General features: G+C 40.5%; 25 protein-coding genes. 17 read left to right on the plus strand and 8 right to left on the minus strand.

Features of this window, described 5'->3' with window-relative positions:
* The first annotated feature begins 27 nt into the window (after positions 1 to 27).
* Positions 28 to 537, plus strand: coding sequence for a GNAT family N-acetyltransferase (locus tag MSC25_RS08055; protein ID WP_248443126.1), 510 nt, complete (start codon positions 28 to 30; stop codon positions 535 to 537).
* A 37-nt stretch (positions 538 to 574) separates the two neighbouring features.
* Here MSC25_RS08055 and MSC25_RS08060 read toward each other — a convergent pair whose 3' ends face one another.
* Entirely contained in the window at positions 575 to 961 is a 387-nt protein-coding gene (locus tag MSC25_RS08060; RefSeq protein ID WP_004587303.1) for an MmcQ/YjbR family DNA-binding protein, read from the minus strand.
* 194 nt (positions 962 to 1,155) lie between these two features.
* On the opposite strand from MSC25_RS08060, the gene yeiP reads away from it, so the two are divergent.
* Both yeiP and MSC25_RS08070 read left to right on the plus strand, forming a co-directional pair.
* Positions 1,156 to 1,728, plus strand: a complete 573-nt coding sequence (gene yeiP / locus MSC25_RS08065; RefSeq protein ID WP_004587302.1) for an elongation factor P-like protein YeiP — start codon at positions 1,156 to 1,158, stop codon at positions 1,726 to 1,728.
* A gap of 208 nt (positions 1,729 to 1,936) precedes the next feature.
* On the plus strand, positions 1,937 to 2,131 hold the full coding sequence (locus MSC25_RS08070; RefSeq protein ID WP_029773485.1) for a hypothetical protein: 195 nt from the start codon (positions 1,937 to 1,939) through the stop codon (positions 2,129 to 2,131).
* Between the two features lie 2 nt (positions 2,132 to 2,133).
* Here MSC25_RS08070 and MSC25_RS08075 read toward each other — a convergent pair whose 3' ends face one another.
* The gene (locus tag MSC25_RS08075) at positions 2,134 to 4,392 is read right to left on the minus strand and encodes an EAL domain-containing protein (RefSeq protein ID WP_248443128.1); all 2,259 of its coding nucleotides are present in this window, start codon (positions 4,390 to 4,392) and stop codon (positions 2,134 to 2,136) included.
* A gap of 55 nt (positions 4,393 to 4,447) precedes the next feature.
* Entirely contained in the window at positions 4,448 to 7,171 is a 2,724-nt protein-coding gene (locus MSC25_RS08080) for an insulinase family protein (protein WP_096739928.1), read from the minus strand.
* 183 nt (positions 7,172 to 7,354) lie between these two features.
* Here MSC25_RS08080 and sixA point away from each other — a divergent pair, with 183 nt between their 5' ends.
* Both sixA and MSC25_RS08090 read left to right on the plus strand, forming a co-directional pair.
* Entirely contained in the window at positions 7,355 to 7,825 is a 471-nt protein-coding gene (sixA, locus tag MSC25_RS08085) for a phosphohistidine phosphatase SixA (RefSeq protein ID WP_004587298.1), read from the plus strand.
* Positions 7,826 to 7,840: 15 nt separating this feature from the next.
* Positions 7,841 to 8,191 (plus strand): RidA family protein, encoded by a 351-nt coding sequence (locus MSC25_RS08090; protein WP_121637188.1) that lies wholly within the window; start codon positions 7,841 to 7,843, stop codon positions 8,189 to 8,191.
* Between the two features lie 5 nt (positions 8,192 to 8,196).
* Here the strand turns inward: MSC25_RS08090 and MSC25_RS08095 are convergent, their stop codons facing one another.
* Both MSC25_RS08095 and smrB read right to left on the minus strand, forming a co-directional pair.
* The gene (locus tag MSC25_RS08095) at positions 8,197 to 9,129 is read right to left on the minus strand and encodes an AEC family transporter (protein ID WP_248443129.1); all 933 of its coding nucleotides are present in this window, start codon (positions 9,127 to 9,129) and stop codon (positions 8,197 to 8,199) included.
* Positions 9,130 to 9,144: 15 nt separating this feature from the next.
* On the minus strand, positions 9,145 to 9,702 hold the full coding sequence (gene smrB, locus MSC25_RS08100) for an endonuclease SmrB (protein ID WP_024031888.1): 558 nt from the start codon (positions 9,700 to 9,702) through the stop codon (positions 9,145 to 9,147).
* 151 nt (positions 9,703 to 9,853) lie between these two features.
* Here smrB and prmB point away from each other — a divergent pair, with 151 nt between their 5' ends.
* The 8 genes from prmB to MSC25_RS08140 all read left to right on the plus strand — a co-directional run bounded on the left by prmB (position 9,854) and on the right by MSC25_RS08140 (position 16,970).
* Positions 9,854 to 10,789, plus strand: coding sequence for a 50S ribosomal protein L3 N(5)-glutamine methyltransferase (gene prmB / locus MSC25_RS08105; protein ID WP_004587294.1), 936 nt, complete (start codon positions 9,854 to 9,856; stop codon positions 10,787 to 10,789).
* Between the two features lie 58 nt (positions 10,790 to 10,847).
* On the plus strand, positions 10,848 to 11,945 hold the full coding sequence (gene aroC, locus MSC25_RS08110) for a chorismate synthase (protein ID WP_024031890.1): 1,098 nt from the start codon (positions 10,848 to 10,850) through the stop codon (positions 11,943 to 11,945).
* Positions 11,946 to 12,063: 118 nt separating this feature from the next.
* Positions 12,064 to 12,441 carry a DUF4112 domain-containing protein gene (locus MSC25_RS08115; protein WP_004587292.1) on the plus strand — a complete coding sequence of 126 codons (378 nt, stop codon included), beginning with the start codon at positions 12,064 to 12,066 and terminating at the stop codon, positions 12,439 to 12,441.
* Between the two features lie 117 nt (positions 12,442 to 12,558).
* A complete protein-coding gene (locus MSC25_RS08120; RefSeq protein WP_248443130.1) occupies positions 12,559 to 13,206 on the plus strand; it encodes a glutathione S-transferase family protein in 648 nt (215 codons plus the stop codon).
* A 101-nt stretch (positions 13,207 to 13,307) separates the two neighbouring features.
* Positions 13,308 to 13,862 carry an elongation factor P hydroxylase gene (locus tag MSC25_RS08125; protein ID WP_248443131.1) on the plus strand — a complete coding sequence of 185 codons (555 nt, stop codon included), beginning with the start codon at positions 13,308 to 13,310 and terminating at the stop codon, positions 13,860 to 13,862.
* The gene (locus MSC25_RS08130; RefSeq protein WP_029773968.1) at positions 13,852 to 14,982 is read left to right on the plus strand and encodes an ATP-NAD kinase family protein; all 1,131 of its coding nucleotides are present in this window, start codon (positions 13,852 to 13,854) and stop codon (positions 14,980 to 14,982) included. Before MSC25_RS08125 ends, MSC25_RS08130 begins: the two co-directional genes overlap by 11 nt.
* A 4-nt stretch (positions 14,983 to 14,986) precedes the next feature.
* On the plus strand, positions 14,987 to 15,262 hold the full coding sequence (locus MSC25_RS08135) for a YfcL family protein (RefSeq protein WP_004587288.1): 276 nt from the start codon (positions 14,987 to 14,989) through the stop codon (positions 15,260 to 15,262).
* A 151-nt stretch (positions 15,263 to 15,413) separates the two neighbouring features.
* Complete coding sequence (locus tag MSC25_RS08140; RefSeq protein ID WP_248443132.1) at positions 15,414 to 16,970, plus strand: AbgT family transporter; 1,557 nt, start codon at positions 15,414 to 15,416, stop codon at positions 16,968 to 16,970.
* An 80-nt stretch (positions 16,971 to 17,050) separates the two neighbouring features.
* Here the strand turns inward: MSC25_RS08140 and MSC25_RS08145 are convergent, their stop codons facing one another.
* From MSC25_RS08145 to MSC25_RS08155, 3 genes are all read right to left on the minus strand, one after another.
* Complete coding sequence (locus tag MSC25_RS08145) at positions 17,051 to 17,386, minus strand: hypothetical protein (RefSeq protein ID WP_232510934.1); 336 nt, start codon at positions 17,384 to 17,386, stop codon at positions 17,051 to 17,053.
* Positions 17,387 to 17,774: 388 nt separating this feature from the next.
* Positions 17,775 to 19,592, minus strand: coding sequence for a DEAD/DEAH box helicase (locus tag MSC25_RS08150; RefSeq protein WP_004587284.1), 1,818 nt, complete (start codon positions 19,590 to 19,592; stop codon positions 17,775 to 17,777).
* Between the two features lie 162 nt (positions 19,593 to 19,754).
* A complete protein-coding gene (locus MSC25_RS08155) occupies positions 19,755 to 20,018 on the minus strand; it encodes a GrxA family glutaredoxin (protein WP_248443133.1) in 264 nt (87 codons plus the stop codon).
* 264 nt (positions 20,019 to 20,282) lie between these two features.
* On the opposite strand from MSC25_RS08155, the gene MSC25_RS08160 reads away from it, so the two are divergent.
* The 4 genes from MSC25_RS08160 to MSC25_RS08175 all read left to right on the plus strand — a co-directional run bounded on the left by MSC25_RS08160 (position 20,283) and on the right by MSC25_RS08175 (position 25,572).
* Positions 20,283 to 21,311: a response regulator gene (locus MSC25_RS08160; RefSeq protein ID WP_248443134.1), complete on the plus strand. Its 1,029-nt coding sequence runs from the start codon at positions 20,283 to 20,285 to the stop codon at positions 21,309 to 21,311.
* 21 nt (positions 21,312 to 21,332) lie between these two features.
* Complete coding sequence (locus MSC25_RS08165) at positions 21,333 to 21,929, plus strand: isochorismatase family cysteine hydrolase (RefSeq protein WP_004585874.1); 597 nt, start codon at positions 21,333 to 21,335, stop codon at positions 21,927 to 21,929.
* Entirely contained in the window at positions 21,922 to 24,741 is a 2,820-nt protein-coding gene (locus MSC25_RS08170; RefSeq protein ID WP_248443136.1) for a PAS domain-containing hybrid sensor histidine kinase/response regulator, read from the plus strand. Before MSC25_RS08165 ends, MSC25_RS08170 begins: the two co-directional genes overlap by 8 nt.
* A 540-nt stretch (positions 24,742 to 25,281) precedes the next feature.
* Entirely contained in the window at positions 25,282 to 25,572 is a 291-nt protein-coding gene (locus MSC25_RS08175) for a hypothetical protein (protein WP_024033795.1), read from the plus strand.
* Positions 25,573 to 25,779 lie beyond the last annotated feature (207 nt).

Below are 25,779 nucleotides of genomic sequence, written 5' to 3' on the forward strand. Positions count from 1 at the left end.
AGCTAAGTAGATAAGAGGTAAACCATCATGCAGTTGTTTACAGCACGATTGGCAATGCGCCCACTTCAAAGCAGTGATTGGCCATTATTTTTGCAGTTACATCAAAATCCTACCGTGATCCGTTATTGCTACGATATGCCCAGCGAAGCGTTTGTACGCAGCCGGTTTGAACAACGTTTAAAAAGTTGGGATAGCACTTCTACTCATCCACTTTGCCTTGTGGTATTTGATAAGCATTCAAATGAGCCCATGGGTGTAACGGGGTTTACATACGAACTTGAGCAAGCTGAGCTAGGCTATTTGTTTTTACCCGCGTATTTTAATCAAGGCTTTGCCAGTGAGTCATTGCGTGCCGTGATTGAGTGGGCATGGCAACAATGCGGTATTACACAGTTTAAAGCCGTGGTTACAAAGGGGAATATAGGGTCTGAAAAGGTATTACAAAAGTGTGGATTAACGTTAACTGGCATTAATACGCAAGCGCACACTATTAATAATACACGTTATGATGATTTGGTATACACATTAAAATTGTAGCAAATAGGGCTAGCAAGCTAGCCCGTGATGGTGGTTTCTATAGATGTGCTTCAATTGCTTTACGGTCTTTTTCTGGCATATTCTCAACAACTAATTTGAACGAATTATCGATCATTCTTTCAATTTCGCCTTGTGGAATAGAGCCATCTAATATCACCGTATTCCAAAGCCGCTTGTTCATATGATAGCCAGGGATCACCGCAGGAAAAATATCACGCAATTTAAGTGCTTCATCGGGATCGCACTTTAAATTAAGCCACCAAATAGGATCTCCATCATCATTAACGTCTCCATCATTACCTAAGGCAAGGGTGGCAAACATTTTATGATTTACTTTATAAACATCAACCTCTTGAGCAAATGGTTTTGTCACTTGCACCAAGGGCTTCTTTACTAAATACTCATGTACTGTGTTTTGGTCCATGATCCAATCCTTGAAGTCATACTCGGTAGAGATACCATAGCAGTTTTTTTCGCTTTTGATTATAGGTATTTAGTTTTAAATTAAAAATTTGCAAGTCTATATCAAATGCAGCCCCAAATTAACGTATTTTTAGTTGAACAATACCCAGTTCGTGGTATGTTTCTGGCAATCAAAAAAATAATAGGAAAACCCCCATGCCAAAGGCGAGTGAAGTTAAAAAAGGAACCGCGATTGAGTTTAATAATCGCGTGTTGGTAGTTAAAGATATTGTACGTTCAGTTCCACAAGGCCGTGCAGGCGGTAGTTTGTACCGTATGCGTTTATACGATGTAGTAACAGGTGCAAAAGTAGACGAAACCTTCAAAGACAGCGACATGCTAACCCTAGCAGATTTAACTCGCCGCGAAGCAATGCTTTCGTACATTGATGGCGATGAATACGTGTTTATGGATAATGAAGACTACACGCCGTATAACTTAAACAAAGAGGCGATTGCAGAAGAAATTCAATTCGTTAACGAAGAAACGCAAGGCGTACACGTTATTGTAATTGATGGCTCGCCTGTAGGTTTAGATTTGCCATCAAGCGTAGAGCTGGTTGTTGAAGAAACAGACCCTTCAATCAAAGGCGCTTCTGCCAGTGCACGCTCTAAGCCTGCACGCCTGAGCACGGGTTTAACCATTTCGGTGCCTGAGCATATATCTACGGGCGACCGTATCCGTATTAATACGGTTGAGCACAAATTTATGGGTCGCGCTGAAAAGTAACCCAAGCTATACAAAAAAGCTGGCGCTATGCCGGCTTTTTTTATGGCTAAATTTTTAAACTAGGGAATAGTAATTTGCATCAATACTTAATTTATATGCACTGATAGCTAAATGGCGACTCATTGGCTTATTAAGCCTGCTGCTTTAAAAGTGTGTTATTTGCCGTTAAAATGCGCGGCTTTGCTTTTGAGCTCAGTTGGGGTGATGTTTGCTTTTCGTTTTTATTAATGCTCTATGTGCTTTGGCCATTTATGTTCAAGCGCTTAAAAAAGGTATGCCAATTAAACGGTGGATTTTATTAGGGGCGCTAATCGGACCTGGCGCATGGTGCTTATTTGGTTTGCATTACAGGCGTGCTTTTATACGCAACGTAGGAGCTGGTGCGTGTATATGGCGCCCGTAACATTACCTTATTTGCGCTAAATGGTTATTAGCACTAATAAGGCTTGGCGTAGAGTTGCTTTGTTGCTGTTTCAAAAAGGCCGTAAACTCATCTTTTGAAAGCGGTTTTGAATAGAAGTAGCCTTGTACGGTTTCACAATTTAGCGTTTTGAGTATGTCAATTTGGCTTGCTTGCTCCACACCTTCAGCAACCACATGTAAATCGAGGTTTTGCGCAATCGTCACGATAGAGTCAACCATGTTGCGGCCTCGTTCGGTTTTCATGTCATCAATAAATGCTTTGTCTACTTTTAAGGTATTCAGCGGAAATTGTTTTAAGTACGCTAAAGATGAATAACCTGTACCAAAATCGTCCATGGCTAAATGAATACCACGGGCACTTAGCGAGCGCATAATTGCAATGGCTTCTTGTGGATCGTCCATTACCGTGCCTTCGGTAATTTCCAGCTCTAAAAAGTAAGAAGGTAGCTCGTTTTTTTGCAATATCACGTCAATACGGGTCGTTAAATCTGGCAAGCTAAACTGCTTAGCCGATAAGTTAACTGCAACTCGGCCGCTAAATAGCCCATCGTCTAGCCATTGTTTTACATCGCGACACGCTTTGTTTAAAACCACTTCACCAATTTCTATTATTTGCCCGGTTTCCTCTGCAATAGGAATAAATACACCGGGGCTAATAACGCCTTTTTTAGGGGTTATAAAGCGCACTAATGCTTCCATTCCGGTAAGTTTACCTGTGCGAATATTCATTTTTGGTTGGTAATACACTTCAAAATGGTTTTCTTTTAGACCAAAGCGCATTAGGTTTTCTATTTGTAAGCGTTTAACCGCTTGGCGGTTCATGGTGTCGTTAAAAAACAGGTAACTATTGCCTTTCTTTTTAGCATGATACATTGCGGTATCAGCGTTTTTTAATAACAGCTCTGGCGTACTGCCATCTTCGGGGAATAACACTATGCCTACGCTTGAGGTAATAGCGAGCTCGTGGCCTGCCATTTTAAATGGGGTCGCAATTGCAGCTAAAAATTGCTTTGCCATGCGAGTAATAACATGAATATCATTAGTATCTGCCATAACTAAGGCAAATTCATCACCCCCTAGGCGGTAAAAAACATCATTCTCTCGGGTTAACTTATTTAATCGCATAGCCAGTTTTGCTAATAGGCTGTCGCCTAGCTGGTGGCCTAATGAATCATTAATCTTTTTAAAGTTATCTAAATCAAATACCAAAAGGGCATGGTGGGTATTTTGTTTTACTAGCTTTTGTAGGTCGGTAAAAAATAAATTTCTGTTAGGTAAACTGGTCGTACGGTCTCTATTTGATAAATTATGCAGTTGCGATTGTGCATTTTTACGTTCGGTTAAATCTGAATAAACCACTACATAGTTTGTTATTTGGTGTTGATCGTTTTTTATCTCATCAATAGAAATCTCTATGGGCAGTAACACTCGCTCACTATTGCGCAGTTTTACCTCTTGTTGAATTCGCTCCCGCTCTCGCACTATATTTTTAATGTTTTCTGTGTAGCTTTTATCGTAACCAGGTAAGTTAAAAGGCTTTTTGAGATATTGCTCTCTAACGCCACCAAAAAGCGTTAAAAAGCTGGGGTTAATATCAACTAAGTTAAAGTTTTTATCATATATAGCAAGTGCATCAGTGAGTGATTCTACACACTTAGCAAATAAATTAAGGCGCTCTTGTGTTGATTTTAACACTGAAATATCGCGCACTGTGCCGGTCATTCTCAGTGGCGCTAAGTTGGCATCTTTTTCTATTATTTTTCCGCGGTCTAATACCCAGTGCCAGTGGCCAAAGGTGTCTTTAATACGGTAAGTGGCTTCAAAAAAAGCAGACTTTTGAGCAAAGTGTTTTTTTAATAAATGCTCTACTGAGGCAATATCGTGTGGGTGGATCAAGCTTTTATTTGGCGGAAAACCCATTAACGTTGTTGAATCCATCATGTATTTATCGTTAATACGAATAACTTCGCCTGTTTTTATATTCCAATCCCAAAGCGTATCGCCACTGCCTTCAACCGTGCTTTTTAAGCGTTTTTCCGAGAGGCTGTGCTGTAACCGAGAGCGCTTTAATTTATAAATTACAAATAATAGGTATGGCAAAGCCAGCGCAAGTAGGGCACTGGCAATAATTAAAACGGTGTTGGTATTTATATTAAAGGCGTGTTCAAAGGCAACCGCTGCGGGTGCTAGGCTTAGCAGCAACCAGTAAAAAACACATTTTATTGTTGTTATTTTTATCATTTGTTTTATTACTACTAATTAACAAATGATAATTTAAATCATGCCACTTGCAGAGTCAAAGAGATTGCGAGCAAAGCGGCATTTTTTGCGATTTATTTACTTTTGCGCTACTTAATAACTCATACCTTGGCCTATCTTTTGAAAAAGTAGCTATGGCATAGCTTTTCATTTCTTCTAGGCTGAGGGCGTGCAGTGCCTCTAGGAGGCGTTTTTGCATATGAAAGTCATGATCTTTATTGCCTATTGCAAGCCAAAAGCGCTGTGAGCGTAACCGTAAGTTTTTATCTTTTTCAGCAATATGAGTTGTCAAACCTTGTTTATGCTGCTGCCATGTTGTTTCATCCAGGGAGTCTAGGTTAGCAATAAACTGGCTTACAAAATGATTATGCCTGTGCAGTAGAGTCTGAGCTTCAAATTTTGGTGATTGAATATAAAAAGCAATACCGGCGCGGGTGTTAAATGGTGCATAGCCAGAGCCAACTAAGTAACCTAGCTGTTGTGTGGTTCTCAGCTCGTTAAAATAGTCTTGGTTAATTATATGATTAAGTGCCATTAATTTAACTTTTTCATCCACTTCTGCACTTTGTGCTTGGTAGTAAATGACCATGGCGTTATCACTGCATGGCAGTTCAAGTTCGCAGCGAGTCACTTGGTCTATCTCGTGCAGCGGGCGTGTTAAATCCTCAATAGCCGTGGCGTTTTTTAAATGCTCTGCCACTTTTTTATGAAATACCTTCGCGTCTGTTTGTTGCCAATTACCGTGTAAAAACGACTCAACATGTAAGGCTTTAAAAAAATCGGCTCTAAATTCGTTAAATTGCTGAAAACATGTATTTTTAAGTGCAGTGGCTAACTCATCGGGTTGTGGGTTCCATGGCATTATTTTGGCACCTAACACGCTAAATAATTCACTCACCGGTTTATTTTGGTTGCTGTTGCGCCAGTGCCTTACCAGTTGCTTTTTGTATTCGGCAAAGCGGCGTGCGCAAATATCAACATTAAACAGCGCATCAAGTAATTGCTCCACCAACTCTAGCTGACTAGTCGATAGCCCAGCAGTGTGCAACGTAAGCCCGCCTTGATGAGAGGTTAAATGATAACTTAAACCTGCCAATTCTGCGGGGTAAAATTGCTCGCCAACACTGTCCATAAATAAGTCACTAAAAAGGCGCGTTAATGCCATGTGCTTTACATCTTTTACTGCAAAGTGCGAGTCCATTGCTAAATAAAAATGACCTTTGGCCACTCTAAAGGTGTTGTCTTGTTTAAACCAAAAGTCAAACCCAGGCTCTTTAACTAACAGTAAAGGCTTGGTTTGAGGTTTTTCGACTTCGTATAGCACCACTTCTTTTGTTAAATAGGGGTTTGCTGTGGGCAGCAGCATAGTGCTCAGCGGTTTATTTATATGCGCAAGCGACTCCAGCCAATGCGGCGAAATTGGCTCAACTTTGTAAGGGGTGTTGTACCACGCGGTGGTGTGCTCTGCCTCTACGCCTGGATGAATAAGTACTAAGCGCATATTATGCGGGGTAAGCCATTGCATCGCCATTTCGTGAGTGGCTTTATTAAAGCCCTCCATTAAGTAATCGCCTTGCACATAGTTAGCTTCGTCGTAGTGTTGCATATTAATGCTTAGGTTACTTACCCAATCTATTAAGCGCGATTTTTCTTGGTTATCAAACGCAATTTGTAACAGGTTTTTTTTATCTTGATACAGGCGCGGTAGTTTGTCGGTGTTATCGTTGATTAGGCAAATATACTCAAACACAATTTCTATTATGTCTTCAAAGTATTCAATGCCTTCATCGGTAAGCGCCATGCTAATGTTAAAATCTTTAAAGTTACTGCCATTTATACCGCCGCCGGCAGAAAGTGCGTTAATCCACCCTTGCTCTTTTAAAATTGAGTACAACGAGCCTGCGCCTTCGTAGCCGAGTAAATGGGCTATAAAGCTGACGGTTTTGTGGCGATAAAAGTCATCGATATTTGGCATAGCAAAACTAATAATGAGTTTTTGCATGTGCTTGTGTGGTTCAATGTGCAGTACTTTGCCAATATCTTGCGCGCGATATAATGGCTCCTCAATAGGGGCTTTAAGCGCACCTTTATGGCCATTAATGCCACTAAAATAACGATGCGTCCACTGCGCGAGTGTATCAAGCGGTTCGTTGGCACAAATTACCAGTGTCATCCACTGCGCTTGATAGTGCTTATTAAAAAAATCTCTTAACTCGTCACTAATGCAGCGCTCTCTATCGGCGAGAGTATGTAAATTACCCACCGAAAATTTAGCAAAGGGGTGGGCTGGGTTTACGGTTTCTTTATGAGCCTGATAAATACGACGCCCATCATCTTTTATTTTTAATTTAAACTCAGCCTCTATGGCATTACGTTCTTTTTCGGTTTCAGCTGGGTTTAATAATGGGGCAATAAAAAAACGGCTAAATTGCGCAAGTGCTTTTTCAATGGCTTGGTTATTAATATCAAAGTAATAGCACGTGTGCTCAGTGCCGGTCCAGGCGTTGGTGTTCCCGCCCGATTGAGACACAAAATTATTAAAGCTTCCAGAATCAGGGTATTGGTCGGTGCCTAAAAAAAGCATATGCTCTAAAAAGTGTGCAAGGCCTTGCCTGTCAAGGGGGTCATCAAAATGGCCCGCGTTAACCGCCATAGAAGCAGCGGCTTTAGTTGAATCTTTATCTTGCACTAATAATACTTTTAGCCCATTGTCGAGTGTAATGGCGCGGTATGCTCTGTTATCATTGCGGCTGATATTCAAATGATGCTCCTGAAACTAGACGTTTACTTGTTAACAACAGATGATAGCTTCAGGACAGCGAAAAAATAGCGAAAAGATTTACCTGAATATCATGAGAGAATTATTCTTTGGAATAATAGTTAATATAGCGGACAAATGGGCAAACTGGCTACTGTTTTATATTCATTAATCGGTTGATTTTTTATGAAAACAATCTTAATTATGCGCCACGGCGAAGCGACACCGATGCAAGCTAACGACGCAGCAAGAAACCTAACACCGAAAGGCCATGCAGAAGCAGAAAAAATGGGCTTATGGCTACACAAACACTTTTCTGTTGATGCGTTATTGGTAAGTCCTTACTCGCGCGCGCAGCAAACGGCTAAAGAAGTTGAAAAAAACAATGTATTTAAATTTAGTGAAACCTGTAGCGACATAATCCCCGAGGGGAAGCCACAAATAGCAGCTGATTATTTAGAAACACTTATTGCCATGCATCCTCAGTGTAATACCTGGTTGGTGGTCGCCCATATGCCCATAGTGAGTTATATAGTTGATCAGCTCAGCCCGGGTAATATGCCAATTTTTAACACCGCAGCGGTTGCTGTAATTCAGTATGACGAAACCTCACAGCGCAGTGAATATGTAAATATTAACGCGCCTGCCAACATATAGAGAAAAGAGATAACAATGAGTATAGAACGCCTTGAAACGGGTGCGCGCATGAGCCGTATAGTTAAACATAATGGAACCGTTTATTTATGCGGACAAGTATGCAGCGATGCAGAGCAAAACATTAAAGAGCAAACGCAAACTATGCTCGACAAAGTCGAGGCCTTACTTGAGCAGGCGGGGAGTTCTAAAAAGCATATGCTAAGCGCAACTATTTACGTTAAGAGCATGGAATATTTTGCCGATATGAATGCTGTATGGGATGCGTGGGTGCCAGAAGGCTATGCACCAGCACGCGCCTGTGTTGAAGCTAAAATGGCGCGCGATGCGCTATTGGTCGAAATTTCGGTAGTGGCCGCACTTAAATAAGCGTTTTATAAAAGCATAGCAAGCCAAAACGAAAAGCTTACTACACTAAGCACCGTTGAAAGCACCACTGCACCGGCGAGCGTAACTTGATGCGTATTTAATTGGCTTGCAATTAAATACGCATTAACGCCAACCGGCGAGGCGCTTAGCAATACCAGTACGTTACGAATTTGCGTATCTAGTACAAACACCCACGTAGCTGCTACACACACAGCAGCAGGCAAAATCAGTATTTTTAACAGTGAAGAAATAAGGGCCGGCTGCCAATTTGCTGCCACCTTATAAAACACCAAATTAGCGCCTAACACAAATAAAGCACATGCAATAGCAGGGCTGGCGAGTAGCTCTAAGGCATTGGCTAAATTAGCAAATAATGTAATTCCCGACACATTTAAAAGTAATCCACAGCCAATACTTAACACAATAGGGTTAAGGACCATGTTTTTAGCAAATTTTGCCCACGAGAAGTCAGCTGTGTTTCCTTTCGCGCCTATTAAATAAGTTAACGCAAAAAGCAGCGTGCTATGAAATGTGATGATCATAAAGGCGATAGCAATCATGTCTTTGCCAAGTGAAGCAATAACAATGGGTATACCCACTAACACCATATTTGAATAACTACCGGCAAGACCAAAAACACTATGCTGTTGATAATTTCCAGCATTGGCTTGTTTAGTTAAATAGTACCTATCAATAAGTATGCCCAAAGCAAATACCGCTAATACAGGAATATAAAAGCTTAAAAATGCTTCGAGGCTAATACTTTGATGCAAATTTATTTGCGACATATTGAGCATTAAAAAGGCGGGTAAGCTCATATAAAAAGTAAATTTACTTAAGCCGGCAATATGCTGCTGATTAAAAAACTTAAAATAACAACAGGTGTAGCCCAGTGCGACAATAAAAATTAAGGGAAAAATAATCGAAAAAATTTGCACGTATTATTCCTTTAATTAGCGTCTAAACTCATCACTTTGTGGTAAATCAATTAAAATCAGCACGGCACCGCGTCCGCCGTATTCTAACGGTGCTTGATGCATGGCAATTACATCGGGGTGCTGTACCAAATACTGCGGTACTTTGTGTTTTAAAACACGCTCGCCAATGCCATGCACTATGCACGCGCAGTAATAATGCTGTTTTTTGCACTCGTGAATAAGCCCCGCGAGTTCATCTTTTGCACGTTCTTTATTAAGCCCGTGCAGGTCGAGTGTTAAATCGGGCGCAAAGTCGCCGCGTCGCAACTGTTTTGCTAAAAAAGAGTCGTGGCCATTTTGCACGTAATTAATGGTGCTATTTGTGTCTATATCGGGAATATATTCGTCAGAGAAGAAAAATTCAGACTCAACCTGCTTTTTTTGCTGGGCAAATTGCTTCGCTTGTGACACCTTAGGTTTTGTATCAAACCTATGGGTATCTTGTTTAAACACCTTAGCGCCTGTAATTGTTTGGCGAAAAAGGTCAATGTCGTCATTGCTTAGGGACGATTGTGATGAGATGTCTTTTTTCATAAATTTTACCTAAACAAAAAAACGTAAAAACGCAGCGCAAAAGGCGGTACAATATAAAGGTGAGGGGCAATTGTAATTTGCTCAGCACAGTTAGGCAATGCAATCGTCGCAAAGACTCAAAACAGTCAGTTAGCTAAAACAGGTAAAAAATATGAGTGATTTACAAATAGAAGAAGCAACACTTGATGAAGCTGTTGCAGAACTGTCAACGTTACATGACTGGTTACGCTGGACTACAAGCCAATTTGCAAGTAGTGGAATATTTTTTGGACATGGCACAGATAACGCGTGGGATGAAGCAGTTAGCTTATTACTTCCTGCACTAAGTTTACCTATTGATGCCCCCAAAGAGTTAATGCATGCGCGGTTAACAAGCACAGAAAAAAACCGCCTAGCAGGGTTAATCGCAGAGCGTATAAACGACTGCACGCCGGTTCCTTATTTAACAAACATTGCTTGGTTTGCGGGCATGCCATTTTATGTTGATGAGCGTGTGCTTATTCCGCGCTCGCCGTTTGCTGAACTTATTGCTAATAAGTTTTCACCGTGGCTTGAACAGCCGCAAAGCGTTAACCGTATTTTAGATTTATGCACAGGCTCTGCTTGTATTGCTATTGCGCTTGCTCAGGCGTTTGAAACGGCGCAAGTAGATGCGGTTGATATTTCGTATGAAGCGCTTGAAGTAGCAGATATAAACATAAACGACTATATGCTAAGTGACCGCGTACTGCCTATTCAGTCAGATGTATTTAGTGGAGTGCCAGGGCAAAAGTATGACCTAATAGTAGCCAACCCACCGTATGTTGATGCTGAGGACATGGCTGATTTACCACGAGAATTTCATCATGAGCCTGAGCTTGGTTTAGCATCTGGGCATGATGGCTTAGACGTTACACGTACTATTTTAGAGCATGCTAGCAATCATCTAACTGATAACGGTTTGTTATTTGTAGAAGTTGGTAACTCTATGGTACATATGGATGCTTTGTATCCGGGCGCACCATTTGAGTGGGTTGAGTTTGAGCAAGGCGGCTTAGGTGTATTTGTAATAAGCAAAGCGCAGCTTGATACGTATTTTGCAAAATAAATTTTAGGCCGAGCGTATGCTCGGCAACTTTTGTAGTCATTAGGAATGAGGAAAGTTAATGGCAGGTAATAGCATAGGGCAGTTGTTTAAAGTGTCCACCTTTGGTGAGAGCCACGGCGTTGCCCTAGGCGGTGTTGTAGATGGTACTCCCGCAGGCCTTGAGATCACAGAGGCTGACTTACAAATTGATTTAGACCGTCGTAAACCTGGGCAAAGCCGCTATACAACGCAGCGCCGAGAAGACGATCAGATAAAAATTCTTTCAGGTGTTTTTGAAGGTAAAACCACAGGCACAAGCATTGGTTTACTTATCGAAAATACCGATCAACGCTCAAAAGACTACGGTAAAATTAAAGATGTGTTTCGCCCAGGTCATGGCGATTACACTTACTGGCACAAATACGGCCTGCGCGATTATCGCGGCGGTGGTCGCTCTTCTGCGCGTGAAACCGCAATTCGTGTAGCGGCAGGCGCAATTGCTAAAAAATACTTAAAGCAGTTTCATGGTATTGAAGTAAAAGCATGTTTAAGCCAACTTGGGCCAATAAAAGCCGAAAGTTACGACTGGGATGAAGTTGAAAACAACTTATTCTTTTTCCCTGATGCAAGTAAGCTAGAAGCGCTTGATGAGTACATGCGAGACCTTAAAAAGCAAGGTGACTCTGTAGGCGCTAAAGTTAAGGTAGTGGCGAGCAATGTACCTGTAGGGTTAGGCGAACCTGTATTTGACCGATTAGATGCTGAAATTGCGCATTCACTAATGAGCATTAACGCCGTTAAAGGCGTTGAAATTGGTGATGGCTTTGATGTAGTAGAGCAAAAGGGCTCAGAGCATCGCGATGAGTTAACCCCTGAAGGTTTTACCTCAAACCACGCGGGTGGCGTACTTGCTGGTATTTCTACAGGGCAAGATATTATTGCCTCTATTGCGCTTAAGCCTACATCAAGTATCACTATTCCAGGTAAAAGCATTAATACTGAAAACGAAGCAGTGGAGATGATCACCAAAGGGCGTCACGATCCGTGCGTTGGTATTCGTGCGATTCCTATTGCTGAGGCAATGATGGCCATTACCTTAATGGACCATTTACTGCGCCAGCGCGGGCAAAACCCACATGTTAACCACGAACATGGACCAATTAACGGCTCTGTTTAACCGTTAATATTTAAAAAAGCGCGGAGTACCGCGTTTTTTTGTGCCTGTAATTTGCTTTTAAGCCTTTCAGGGGTTGTTCAAGTTTGCGCTATATACTGTTTTAAGGAGGAGAGTAATCATGAGCGATAATAAGCACGATAACACACACCTTGAAACCCAAGCTGCTATAGCAAGGCTAGAGCGCTTTAGTAAGCTTACAGACAGCAGCATTGGCATTCCTTTTACTAAATTTAATATTGGCCTAGAGGCTGTGATTGGTTTAATACCCGTTATAGGGGATGCCGCAGGGCTTATTTTATCAAGCTATGTACTGGTAGAGGCGCAGCGTTTGGGCGTAAGTAAACGCATAAAAACGAAGATGATCATTAATATGCTGATTGATTTTGTAGGCGGCTTAGTTCCATTTTTTGGCGATATATTTGATGCTTTTTTTAAAGCCAACACCCGCAATACCCGTTTATTAAAAAAACATTTAAATGCGCAGTTAGCTAATTGATAGTAATACTGTTTTTTAGAGGCTTTAAATTTAGCATTAAGAATAAAAAACAAAGTGTTGTTGGTTGTTTAATCACCTAGTAAGGTAGGGAAACCTATTCACTTTGGTATATACAAAATGCAATTATTTATCGGTAATAAAAACTATTCTAGCTGGTCATTACGCGCATGGTATTTAATGAGTAAATTTGATATTCCGTTTGACGAAACCCAGCTTGTGCTCGACACCAGTGACTTTTACGACGAACTAAAACAACACTTCCACGTTCAAAAAGTGCCGGCGTTAATTGATGGTGATTTGCAAGTGTGGGACTCGCTCGCAATTTGTGAATATATTAACGATGCCCATTTATCGGGAGCAGGGTGGCCTAAATATATTACTCAGCGAGCTACAGCGCGCGCATTAAGCGCTGAAATGCATGCCGGCTTTATGGCACTGAGAAACGAAATGCCGATGAATATAAGAGCCACACGTAAAGTAACGCTATCAAGTGCTGCACTAAAAGATATTCAACGTATTGATGAGATATTTTCCCAGCAGCAAGATATGTTTCCTAATGAATGGTTTTTTGGCGACTTTAGTATTGCCGATGCGATGTACGCCCCCATTGTACTTCGTTTAAAAACGTATCAGATTACCTTATCCCCAGCGGCGCAGCAGTATTGTGATTTTGTGATGCGTTGCCCTGTTTTGCAAAAGTGGATAACCCAAGCACTTACAGAAACCGATATAGTGCAGTGCGATGAGGCGGGAGTAGAGGTATAACTCGCTCATCACTTTTACTTTAAAGGTAAAAGCCCGTACAATTCGTCTCGTTTTTAGTGCGCTAATTTTGCGCTGTAACCGAGACGAATTAATCAGTTTTTATGCATCATATAGCCGATCTTATATCTATTTTCGATAGTGTTTTTTATCAAAGCCATAACACTCGCTTAGTAAAAGGCGATGATGAGCCTGTTTATCTACCTGCCAATAATACCCATAGTTTTAATCAAATTGTATTTGCCCACGGCTTTTACGCCAGTGCCCTACATGAAATAGCGCATTGGTTAGTGGCTGGCAATAAACGCAGAGAGCTTGAAGATTATGGGTATTGGTACTGCCCAGATGGGCGAGATAAACACCAGCAAGCTGAATTTGAAAACGTAGAAATAAAACCACAAGCCATAGAGTGGCTGCTCAGCACCGCTGCTGGCTTTGATTTTAATGTGTCGGTAGATAACTTGAACGGTGAGCAAACTTGCCGGTTTGATTTTCAGGCGCGAGTACACCAGCAAGTATTAATGTTATTAGAGCAGGGAGTTAACGCACGTACCCATGCATTATTAAAAGCGTTAAGTGATTTTTATAAAACACCGTGGCCGTTAACCGCTCAACAATTTAATTGGCACCACCCTCAGGAGTTACAAAATGCAGTTTAAGTTAGGCTTAATTATTAACCCTGTTGCAGGACTTGGTGGCAGCGTTGCTTTAAAAGGCAGTGATGGCGAAAACACTGCTGCAAAGGCAATTGAGCTGGGTGCGCAAGCCAAAGCTAACAGCCGCACACAGGCTGCCCTAGAAGTACTTGTACCCTATAAAGAGCAGTTAACAATTTATACTGTAAATGGCGATATGGGCGAAAAAGCAGCACGCGCACTAGGCTTTAATGTTGAAGTAATTTATACCGCCAATACCGTAACAAGCGCCGATGATACAGAGGCTAGCGCTAAACTACTTAAAAATTTAGGCGTAGATTTAGTCCTATTTGCTGGTGGTGATGGTACTGCGCGCAATATTTGTCATGCCATAGAAGATACCGTACCAGTGCTGGGTATACCAGCTGGCTGTAAAATTCACTCTGGCGTATATGCAATTACACCTAAAGCAGCAGGGCGCGTAGTAGAAATGCTAGTAAAAGGCGAGCTAGTTACACTTGCAGATGCCGATGTAATGGATATTGATGAAGAGGCGTTTAGGCAAGGCACCGTAAAAGCTAAGCGCTACGGTGAAATGCAAATACCAAGCGAAGTACGTTATGTACAAGCGGTTAAAAATGGTGGTAAAGAAACAGACGAATTAGTACTTGCCGACATTGCAGCGCATGTGGTGAGCGAAATGGATGAAGACACCTATTACATTATGGGTAGTGGCTCAACTGTTGAAGCAATAATGCAAGAAATGGGGCTAGATAATACTTTATTAGGCGTAGATTTAATTAAAGATCAAACCCTAGTTGCGCAAGACTTAACTGCTAAACAGCTACTTGAGTACACGCACGGGCAAGCTACTCAATTAGTTATTACATTAATAGGCGGGCAAGGCCATATTTTTGGTCGAGGGAATCAGCAGCTAAGCCCTGAGCTTATTCGCACCATTGGCAAAGAAAACATTATTGTGGTGGCAACTAAAACCAAATTACACGCGTTGAACGGGCGTCCACTTATTTGTGACACCGGCGACAGCGCTTTAGATGATGAATTAACAGGTTACATTAAAGTAACCACCGGCTATAACGACCATATTATGTATGCTGTCGGTTATGAAAACCAGGAGAAGTAACACAATGAGTTTAGTGAATTATATTGATGCTGCGCAGCAATACTTTGATGATTTAGTAATTAAAGCAACAGATGATGAGTTGTTCGCTGGTGGTTACTTGCGCGGACATTACGACCTTGCAGTAGGCTATGCAGAAGTAGAAGAGCTGACAATTTCTATTGATGAGCTCAACGAAACCGTGGAACAAAGCTTAGTAAAAGCATACCGCAATGGCGAGCTAAACGAAGAAGATAAAACCTTGGTTGTTAGGCTCTGGGAAGAAGTGAAAGCCCTCGCTTAACCGATGTTTAGTTCACAATTATAAAAACGCGGCGACGATAATGAAGCCGCGTTTTTTTATGCTCTATTTGTGCCCATAATAGATTTATTGGTTAATTTACTGTTACACATTAATAGTATATTGTTACTTAAACCTATTTTGGGAGCTTTAAATGAACAATAATAATCAAGCTGCGGTACCTACTGGGTTAATCGCGCGTTTTTTAAACTTTGTGGAGCGAGTTGGTAACAAACTTCCCGATCCAGCGATTATTTTCTTATTCGCTATGTTACTTATTTGGTTGTGCTCGTGGTTACTGTCGGGGGTGAGCTTTGACGCGTTAGACCCACGGACAGGCCAAGCCATTGTTGTAAATAACCTATTAGAGGGCGACTCACTCGCCTCATTTTTATCTTCCATGGTAAAAACCTTTACAGGCTTTGCACCGCTAGGGGTGGTACTGGTTGCCATGTTAGGTGTGGGAGTGGCTGAGCACTCAGGTTATATCAATACAGGCCTTAAGCTAATGCTTAACGTTACCCCAAGGCAACTGCTAACCCCTTCAGTCATTTTGGTAGCTATTGTAAGCCATACAGCAACCGATGCTGGCTACGTATTAGTGATCCCATTAGCGGGTGTTATTTTCTTTGCCGCAGGGCGACACCCATTAGCGGGTATTGCAGCCGCATTTGCTGGTGTGAGTGGTGGGTTTGGCGCTAACTTTATTCCATCAGGAATAGACCCATTACTGCAAAGCTTTACCCAAAGTGCAGCGCAAATTATTAACCCCGATATGTCGATTAACCCCCTTAATAACTGGGCGTTCACTTCTGCCTCGAGTTTATTTATTGTGTTATTAGGCTGGTATATCACTGACAAAATAATAGAGCCTCGGTTAAAAAACACAGCACTTAATGAAGACACCCAAAACTTACCCGCGTTTGATGAAGCTAAAAGTGATGAAAAACGCGCTTTTTTTATAGCCAGTAGCGTAATGATTGCAGGACTTGCTTTGCTTGCGTTTGTATCCGCTCCTGCCGATTCAGCAATGCGCAGTGCTGATGGCTCACTAACTAATTTTAGATCGCCCCTGATGCAATCTATCGTGCCTTTAATCTTTTTATTATTTTGGATACCCGGTGCCGTGTATGGTTTTACCGTTGGTACCTTTAAAACCTCAAAAGATATGATAGATGCGATGAGTACCGCGATGAGTGGCATGGCTTATTACATTGTAATGGCGTTCTTTTGTGCGTTGTTTATTGCTGCGTTTTCCAAGTCTAACTTAGGGGCATTAATGGCCATTGAAGGGGCGCAGCTTTTAAAAGCAATGGAGTTGCCCAGTGCGGTAACAGTTGTGGGTATTATATTTTTAACCGGCTTTGTAAACTTGTTCGTTGGCTCAAGCTCAGCAAAATGGGCATTACTGGGGCCTATTTTTGTACCAATGTTAATGCAGCTAGGTATATCACCCGATTTAACCCAAGCGGCTTACAGAATCGGAGACTCTAGCTCAAACATTATTACCCCACTTATGCCGTATTTCCCATTGGTTGTGGTGTACTGCCAAAAGTACGTAAAAGATACCGGTATAGGCACGCTCATCTCGCTTATGATCCCTTACTCAATCGCGTTTATGATTGGCTGGAGTATTTTCTTGCTAGGGTATTGGGCACTCGGTATTCCGTTAGGGTTAGATGCGAGTTACGTTTATCCGGCGTTACCTTAACTTAAACTTTAATTTATGAACCTCACTCACTTGAGTGAGGTTTTTATATAAAATTGCTGCAATGTAAAAAGTAGTGTTAATTACCTTTCTAATTCTCTCACTATATAGCCAAACAAACTGGCCTCACCAACAATATACACATAATCGTTTTTGTTATTCATTATTGTAGACTTATCGTCGTACCATCTAAAGTCGTGTGTTTTGTTAGTTGTAGGGTCTTTAAAGTATAAACGAGTACAACTATCTTCATAATCAGACCCACATTCTTGTACATCAGTGAGGATATATTCCTTATACCAATAATCGCCTTGCGTGTAGTAAGCCCATAACTCAATGGGGGCAGAGAGTAAAAAATAGAGAGTTGCATAGATTAACAAAGGGAGTAATGGGTAGGTGAAGATTAATGATAACTTCATTTTTGTATCTGAAAAGCTATCTTTAAGGTGCTCTCTATAGTCACTGCAACGTCTATATTTTTTGATTACAAGTACTTGGAGATAGATAAATGATGCCCCGCAAAAAATAGGCAGCGCTATATAAAAAATAGCCTCATAAATTTTATTTTCGATAAATGGCGGATCGGTAAAATCCATTAACATAAGCATGGCAATGCTCAGTATTGGAAAGCTTATTATTGCTGCAAAGAGCAAGTTGTCATAATATTTTTTCAATTTTAATTCATCCGTGAATTATAGTTTTTTCTTAGTTTACAGAATTTTTATTTTTTACAAAAGCAGTGGCTTTAAAACAAAAAAACCTTGGCACTTTCGTGGCAAGGTTTTTTTATAACGTAAGCTATAAAGCTTAGTTAGATGTGAAGCTCACAGGGCGACGTTCTTTACGAGGACCGCCACGCTTATCACCACGTTGGTTGTCTTTGTTAAAGCTACGCTTTTTATCACCACTTGGGCGCTCAGCGCGTTCACCACGTGGCTCAGCTGGGCCTTGATCTTGTGTTAGTGTCATACCCATTGGGCGTTTACAAATAAACACTTTTTGGAAGTGATCAAGTACATCTTTAGGCATGTTTTGCGGTAATTGTACCGTACTGTGACTGTCGTGTAGACGAATGTCACCAATAAACTTGCTTGAGATATCAGCTTCGTTAGCAATCGCGCCAACAATGTTTTTAACCTGTACACCGTGCTCACGACCCACTTCGATACGGTAAGTATCCATAGGGCCTGCATCGCGGCTGTTACGCTCGCGAGGTTTACGCTCAGGGCGGTCACCACGTTCGTTACGACGACGGTCATTACGATCGCCACGCTCGTTACGTGTATTACGCTCGTTGCGAGGTTGAATCTTAACTTCTTCAACTTTAATTGGCGACTGTTGCTGTGCTAAACACAGTAATGCACCCGCTAGGTCTTCTAAAGATAAGTCTAGTTTTTGTGCCATGCTAGCAGCAACTTCATTGAAGAACGTAATGTCTTTGTTTTCAAGAGCAAGCGTAAGCTTTTCTTTTAACGCATTAATACGTTTTTCTTCAACTACTTTAGCTGTAGGTAGCTCAACTTGTGCAATTTCAGACTTAGTATGACGAATGATATTTTTAAGTAAATAACGTTCGTTATGCTTAACAAATAATATTGCTTTACCAGTACGACCAGCACGACCTGTACGGCCGATACGGTGAACGTAGGCTTCTGAGTCTTGTGGGATATCGTAGTTGATAACTAAGCTTAAACGGTCTACATCAAGACCACGTGCTGCTACGTCTGTTGCAATAACAACGTTTAGCATACCGCTTTTTAAGCGATCTACCGTGCGTTCACGTGCTTGCTGGTTCATGTCACCATTAAGTGGCGCAGCAGAGAAACCTTCGCGCTCTAGTAACTCAGCAAGTTGCACAGTGTCGTTACGTGTACGTACGAAAACAATAGCACCTTCGTATTGCTCTGCTTCTAAGAAACGAACAATGGCTTTGTTTTTATGTACGTGTGCATTCCAAAACACTTGCTCAACAGATGATACAGTTGAGTTACGCGCAGAAATATGAACCTGTTCAGGGTTATTCATATATTTGCTGCTGATGTTTTGAATTTGCTTAGGCATGGTCGCAGAGAAAAGACATGTTTGCTTTTCGCGCGGTGTTTTTTCCATGATGTTTTCAACATCATCGATAAAGCCCATACGTAACATTTCATCGGCTTCATCAAGTACAAGTGCTTGTAAAGCATCAAACTTGATAGTGCCACGGTTTATGTGATCGATTAATCGACCCGGAGTAGCAACAATAATTTGTGCGCCACGACGAAGTGCGCTTAATTGAATGCTGTAGCTTTGGCCACCGTACAGTGCTAATACTTCAACACCACGAGTACCTTTTGCATATTGTTCAAATGCCTCAGCAACTTGGATCGCAAGCTCACGTGTAGGTGTGAGTACAAGGATCTGTGGCTGTTTCACAGACGGGTCAATATTGTTTAGTAACGGCAGTGCAAATGCTGCAGTTTTACCTGTACCCGTTTGTGCTAGTCCCAGTACGTCCTTTCTTTCTAGCAATAACGGTATACATTGAGCTTGGATTTCAGATGGTGTCTTGTAACCCAACTCTTCAACTGCCTTTAAAATTGCAGGAGAAAGATTTAGAGATTCAAACGTGACTGGTTCTGACATTAATACGCCTCAACGAATTTAAAGAGGCGCGCATTGTATAGGAAATACGAGGCAATTGCTTGTATAAATTACAACTAATTTGTATGTGGTTGATGTTGGTCGAAATTTAACCAGTTTAAATATTTGATTTTTTAAACTGGTTAACAAGCTATATACAAAGCGTTATTTATATAGGCCTAGATTTTCTTTTGCGTAAGCTTCAAATTCAGTAAAACCACCAATGTGAGTTTGATCTACAAAAATTTGTGGCACAGTTGGGCATGGTTTTCCTGCAGACTTTTCTAAATCCTCTTTGCTAATGCCTTCTTTGATAATATCGATGTAACGAAACTTAAAATCATCACGCTCATTTGATAGTTGTTCGGCAACGTCTTTAGCACGTACACAAAATGGGCAGCCTTCGCGGCCAAAAATTACTGTAAGCATAATACTCTCCTCAATTTAGTTGGGTTCATATTAAACGATTAATTAATAATTTAAAGCGCAAAAAATCGATTGGTTAATTCTGTTTTACTGTTAACTCGCTTAATTACTCATTTGCCATGCATTTTGAATTGCAATTTGCAAAAGCGCATTTATGCAAAGGATGTGTAATTTTTAAATCTAATGAATTCATCGTATTAGTAAAGACGCTGCAAGTGGCATGTAAATTGATATTTAACTACAGAGCTATTCTTATTAGGAACGATGATGAGTAATAACAGTCATGTTTTAGAAATTATTCAAGGGGTAATTGCCCGCTTTTGCAAAGCAGACAACACAAATGTGGCAATTACACTCATCAACAAATTACAGTGTAATTATATTTGTTTACAGGTGTCTCCTGAGCAAATGATTATCCAGTGTGAAGCGTTTATTTTGCCTTCACTAAAAGCCGCTAAAAGCCATTTTTTGCTAACAGTAGAGGCCAATTTACAGGGCATTAATTTAAATTACTGGGTAGATTCGAATCCTGAAATGCACACCATTGATATACACGGTTTACTTGCAACCCGTGAGCCAATTTCAGCGGTAGATACAAACAAAGAGTTTATTAGCGCAGCCAATAATAAAGACGACTTAGAGCAAAGCATTCATTACCTAGTTAATTTTAGTGCGCAAAACTATGGTTTAAAACTCGCCGACAGCAACCACACCAACGCTTTAAAAATTGAAGATGTGCGTCACCTATCTGCAGAGCAACTTGCGAGTGATTTTTTAAATAATGGGGCGTCTCAGAGTATAAAAATTTGCGCATTTGATGCGCTCAGTGAGCTGCAAAGCCATCACGCTATTTCTCAACCTGTATTGGCGTGGCCGTTTTTTGATACTGACTTAGTAAATGCGGTTAATAATTTAAATACCCACAGCAAATTATCTGTATTGGTTGCTGATGACAGCTTGCCAAGCCAAGTTGCGACCAAAGTCATGCTTGAAATGCTTGGCTGCGCAGTAACCTGTGCAGAAAATGGCTCAAGTGCCTTACTTATTGCCCAGCAAGAACCTTTCGATTTACTGCTGTTAGATGAGCGTATGCCAGGTATGTTTGGCAGTGATGTAGCTCAGCAGCTCATTAAACAAAACACCCCAAACGATAACACGCCAAAAGTTATTTTAACGGGCATTACTGAGGAGCAACAAATTGCTCAGTTGTTCGAAAAAGGGGTGACGCACTATCTTCAAAAACCGGTAACAAAAGCTGTATTAGAAGAGTTTATTAAGCCTTGGCAAGCTGCCTAAAGGCCCGTTTAGGAGGACGTTATGAACGATTTATCAAAAACAGCTTTGCTGCTCATTGGTTTTCAAAATGATTACTTTTCGCCTGATGGCATTTTATACCAAGTGGTTGAAGAGTCATCAAGAGTAACCGGCGTGGTAAATAACACGTTAGCGCTGCTTGACAAATACATAGATAAATTTGCATTAGTGCTCAGTACGCCTATTCACTTTACACAAGATTATAGCGAGCTTAAAAACCCAATTGGTATTTTAAAAGTGATTGCCGAAGTAGGGGCTTTTAAAGCCGACTCTTATGGTGCTCAAGGCATTAAAGAATTTGATAAATATGGCAAACGTATTATGCAAATACCCGGTAAACGCGGGTTAAATGCGTTTACTCATACAGAGCTTGCAAATGTGCTTAATAAAAATGGCATCACTAACATTGTTTTAGCAGGCACGGTGACCTCTATTTGCATTGACTCTACGGCGCGTTCAGCGGTAGAGCTTGGCTTTAATGTGACGGTACTTAATGACTGTACATCAAGCAGAACGCCGTTTGAGCAATCATTTTACTGTGAAGAGGTTTTTCCGCTTTATGCCAAGGTGTGCAGCCATACAGAATTAGTAAATGAATGAGGCGCATATGGAAGAAAAAGACGAGCTACAAGTACAAGTTCATTACGCGCTAATAGAGCAGCTTTCTGCAAATACCCGCAGGCAAACTAAGTTACTTGCCTTACTTGATGAATGTGTATTTGAATGTGATAAACATTTAGTGTTTAGCTACGTGAACGAAGCATGGCTTAATAAGTTGGGTTTTACGCCGGCCATGCTAATAGGTAAAAAAATCACATCGCTGTTAGAGACCAAAGACTCGTTAAAGCTGTCAGCGTATATTGAGTCTATTTTTGAAGGCGTTTTTAGTGCCAGTATAGAGCTGCAAGTAAAAAATAATGACGGCCTTACTAACTGGTTTGAAATGCGCTTGGCCTGCGACGATAGCGGCGGGTTTATTGGCTCATTACACGACATTCAACGACATAAAGACTACCAATACTTACTCACCCAGCAACAAGAGTACGCTAAGCGACTTTCTTTAGTGGCAAGCCACACCAATAATTTAGTTATAATTACCGACCGATTTGGCAAAATAGAATGGGTTAATAAAAGCTTTGAAACGCTTACTAGTTATAAATGTGAAGAAGTCATCGGGCTTAGCCCCGGTAAACTGTTGCAAGGGCCTAAAACCAGCCTAGAGTCGCGCCAGTTAATGGCTAAAGCGATTAAAAATGCCGAGCCTTTTCAAATAGAAACCGTTAATTATGATAAAAATAAAAACGAATACTGGGTTGCTATTGATGCTACCCCTGTAAAGGATGATGACGGTAATGTTAAGCATTTTATAGCCATAGAAACCAACATTACCCAGCGTGTAAAAGCTGAACAAGCCATAGCAGAAATAGAATATAACTACCACTCTGTGGTCGATAACATCCCTGATATTGTATTGAGGTTAGATGCGCAGGGCGGGTTATTGTTTATGAACAAAGCATGGCAAGATTTTTTCCAAACAGACATAAATAAACACCTTGGCTTACCCATTGCTAATTTTGTAATGGGCGAGGATGTGGAAAAGCTAAATACTGCACTTACAGGCTACAGTAGTGGCAACCGAGAAGTTAAACGTTTAGATATTAGGTTAACCAATGCGCTTAATGAGCCAAATTGGGTTGAAATGACCCTCACACCCATTACTTCATTTAATGGCACACACTTAACGTCTATAGCGGCGACCGTGGTTGATATTCAAGAACGTGTGATAGCTGAACAAATACTCTTAGATGCTAAGCACCAGGCTGAATCGTTGGCTGAGTCTAAAAGTCGCTTTATGGCCAATATAAGCCATGAAATACGCACACCTTTAAATGCAGTGATTGGCTGTGCAGATATCTTACACGACACTGGGCTCACAACAGATCAAAAACGTTACACCCAAATGATTAAAACAAGTTCAGATGCATTATTGAGTATTTTAGATGATGTGCTGACCTACTCACGCTTTGAAGCGCAAGCAATCTCAATAGATAATCAGCCATTTAGCCTCGATATTTGCTTAGAAGAGGCTATTGATATTGTAAGTGAAAGCGCCGTGCAAAAAGGCCTCGAACTTATTTTTGATCTGCACCCTGATGTTCCTGCGCAGGTGGTGGGCGATCATGGTCGTATAAGGCAAATTGCAATAAATTTACTCTCCAATGCCATTAAGTTTACTCAAAAGGGTTCACTTATAGTGACAGCACAGTGTGTTGAGTTTGAAAATAATAAATTTACCCTGCAGCTTAGCTTTAAAGATACAGGAATAGGGATTGCGCAAAACAAGCTCGAGAGTATGTTTAAGCCGTTTATACAATCGGATAACTCTATCACTCGGGAATATGGCGGAAGTGGCTTAGGCTTAGCCATATGTAAGCAAATATGTGATGCTGCAGGGGGCAGTATTACGGTTAACTCGCAGTTTGGTAAAGGGAGTGAGTTTATTGTGAATTACCCTTTATTAATAGATACAAGCGAGCAGGTGCAAAGAGAAGGCTTTTCTGCCAGAACTAAAAAGCCCTATGTGTGTGTGATAAGTAAAAACTTGCCATTAAACAAGGCGATAGAGCATATGCTTACTCGCCATTCGATAGATTTTTCACGCCTTGAAAACATCGAAAAGCTAGACAGTATCGATACGCCCGAAGCTATTGTTACCACTAATAAAGCCGATTTAGACGCAGCGCAACAATTTTTAAAAAGTTATAAGAGCCTAAATAAACCGTGTTTATTACTCATAGACCTACTGGGTAAAAACCAAAAAACAGAGGCGCCGAGCTCTGGTATGTTGATGTTTAATGGGCCTTTTAAGCCTTCGCATTTGCCCAGAGCGATTGCTGCGCTTGAGGAAGAGCTTTTTCATCTTGATATTATTTTTACTAATAAAAAAGAAACCACACTAAACACAGCCACTATTAATGCTCAGCCATTTAAAGGTACGCACGTACTCGTGGTTGAAGACAATAAAAATAACCAAATTGTGATTCAGCAATTTTTAGAGCAGCAAGGGTGCTTAGTTAAAATAGCCAGTAATGGGCAAGAGGCGATTGAAAAAGTTAAAACGCAAACAATAGATTTAATATTTATGGATATTCAAATGCCAATTTTAGACGGTATTTCTGCCACTAAAAAAATCAGAGAGTTAGCTATTGTCACCCCTATTATAGCGTTAACAGCGAATGCGATTCATGGAGATAAAGAGCGTTTTATTAAAGCAGGAATGAATGACTATTTAGCTAAACCAATTATTAGCGAAAAACTCAATTTGCTCTTAAATCAATACTTACCAAAACTTAATGACGCTAAACACTCTAAGTTAGAGCGCATTAACGAAATTTGGTCATTATTAAAGTAACAAGCAATGCAACCGTGCTTTTAGGTTAATAGTTATAGATGGCCTTAAGGTATTTATGATTAAAGTTTTTAGTTGTTAAGTAAACCAACATAAATAGTGGGTTTAGCAAAAATTTAACCTCAAAAGGTTAAAATTGACTGTTTTCTCAAAAAAAGCGATGGCATTGAGTAATGCGTAGTCAATTACTTTTACTGCCTAAAAAGCCTTAATGTATTAAGCAAAACTGTAAATAATGCTGAAATACTAATCCTTTTTAATTGATTAGGTTGTGTAGGTTGGTTCTTAATGGTTATTTTTAAATTGGTTTGCATTTTGCAAATCAAAATGAAATTGAAATCTCATAATGCAAATATCCGCTCAGCTATTTTTTATTCTCCCTATCAAAGTAATTCATTTACCCATTGATTTATAAAGACTTAAATTTTTTATCATCATTAAATTTATTATGGCATGGCTTTCGCAATATAAACACCAAGTAGAGCGAAGTTATCATTGATATAAATTTGCTAAGTAGTTAAATAAATTTTAAGGGTGTCCATTATGCAAACTAATACTAAAGTTAAACAGCAGCCAAAAAAAATGTCTTTTGTTCTTACTCCAGAGTTAATGGTGCTGTCTATTATTATTGTTGCAGCTGTTATTGTTGGTGCAACAGCACTGCGAGGCACCGTTACTATTGAACCTGTTAATAAAGGTAATACCGAGATGTTCACCAATAAATTTAGTAATAGTGATTTAGATAATGCCACTATTGAAAGCAACACATTAAACTACGCTCAAAACATAGATGAGCAATCTGCCCAATCAGGCACACAAGGTTTAAACAACTAAACAATACTTCTCCTTTAGTATTTATTTCGGCTGACTCTAAGCAATTAGGTCAGCCTTTTTATTTTTAAAGCCACTTTATACCCAAACCATCGCTTACTCCTGCTCCCACTTTAAATCAGCTTGCGTGTCAGTGTGATTTGCAAAATGCAAATATACCTATCAATAATTTTAGACTAACAGCCCGCTTTTAACTAATTGAATTTTATG

It is taken from the genome of Pseudoalteromonas sp. 1CM17D (assembly GCF_023161805.1).
Lineage (GTDB): Bacteria > Pseudomonadota > Gammaproteobacteria > Enterobacterales > Alteromonadaceae > Pseudoalteromonas > Pseudoalteromonas atlantica.

Excerpts from the sequence above, each read along its gene's own strand:
- MSC25_RS08055 (WP_248443126.1), top strand. The coding sequence starts at position 28 with ATGCAGTTGTTTACAGCACGATTGGCAATGCGCCCACTTCAAAGCAGT.
- MSC25_RS08060 (WP_004587303.1), bottom strand. The coding sequence starts at position 961 with ATGGACCAAAACACAGTACATGAGTATTTAGTAAAGAAGCCCTTGGTG.
- yeiP (WP_004587302.1), top strand. The coding sequence starts at position 1,156 with ATGCCAAAGGCGAGTGAAGTTAAAAAAGGAACCGCGATTGAGTTTAAT.
- MSC25_RS08075 (WP_248443128.1), bottom strand. The coding sequence starts at position 4,392 with ATGATAAAAATAACAACAATAAAATGTGTTTTTTACTGGTTGCTGCTA.
- sixA (WP_004587298.1), top strand. The coding sequence starts at position 7,355 with ATGAAAACAATCTTAATTATGCGCCACGGCGAAGCGACACCGATGCAA.
- MSC25_RS08090 (WP_121637188.1), top strand. The coding sequence starts at position 7,841 with ATGAGTATAGAACGCCTTGAAACGGGTGCGCGCATGAGCCGTATAGTT.
- smrB (WP_024031888.1), bottom strand. The coding sequence starts at position 9,702 with ATGAAAAAAGACATCTCATCACAATCGTCCCTAAGCAATGACGACATT.
- prmB (WP_004587294.1), top strand. The coding sequence starts at position 9,854 with ATGAGTGATTTACAAATAGAAGAAGCAACACTTGATGAAGCTGTTGCA.
- aroC (WP_024031890.1), top strand. The coding sequence starts at position 10,848 with ATGGCAGGTAATAGCATAGGGCAGTTGTTTAAAGTGTCCACCTTTGGT.
- MSC25_RS08115 (WP_004587292.1), top strand. The coding sequence starts at position 12,064 with ATGAGCGATAATAAGCACGATAACACACACCTTGAAACCCAAGCTGCT.
- MSC25_RS08120 (WP_248443130.1), top strand. The coding sequence starts at position 12,559 with ATGCAATTATTTATCGGTAATAAAAACTATTCTAGCTGGTCATTACGC.
- MSC25_RS08125 (WP_248443131.1), top strand. The coding sequence starts at position 13,308 with ATGCATCATATAGCCGATCTTATATCTATTTTCGATAGTGTTTTTTAT.
- MSC25_RS08130 (WP_029773968.1), top strand. The coding sequence starts at position 13,852 with ATGCAGTTTAAGTTAGGCTTAATTATTAACCCTGTTGCAGGACTTGGT.
- MSC25_RS08135 (WP_004587288.1), top strand. The coding sequence starts at position 14,987 with ATGAGTTTAGTGAATTATATTGATGCTGCGCAGCAATACTTTGATGAT.
- MSC25_RS08140 (WP_248443132.1), top strand. The coding sequence starts at position 15,414 with ATGAACAATAATAATCAAGCTGCGGTACCTACTGGGTTAATCGCGCGT.
- MSC25_RS08145 (WP_232510934.1), bottom strand. The coding sequence starts at position 17,386 with ATGAAGTTATCATTAATCTTCACCTACCCATTACTCCCTTTGTTAATC.
- MSC25_RS08150 (WP_004587284.1), bottom strand. The coding sequence starts at position 19,592 with ATGTCAGAACCAGTCACGTTTGAATCTCTAAATCTTTCTCCTGCAATT.
- MSC25_RS08155 (WP_248443133.1), bottom strand. The coding sequence starts at position 20,018 with ATGCTTACAGTAATTTTTGGCCGCGAAGGCTGCCCATTTTGTGTACGT.
- MSC25_RS08160 (WP_248443134.1), top strand. The coding sequence starts at position 20,283 with ATGAGTAATAACAGTCATGTTTTAGAAATTATTCAAGGGGTAATTGCC.
- MSC25_RS08165 (WP_004585874.1), top strand. The coding sequence starts at position 21,333 with ATGAACGATTTATCAAAAACAGCTTTGCTGCTCATTGGTTTTCAAAAT.
- MSC25_RS08170 (WP_248443136.1), top strand. The coding sequence starts at position 21,922 with ATGAATGAGGCGCATATGGAAGAAAAAGACGAGCTACAAGTACAAGTT.
- MSC25_RS08175 (WP_024033795.1), top strand. The coding sequence starts at position 25,282 with ATGCAAACTAATACTAAAGTTAAACAGCAGCCAAAAAAAATGTCTTTT.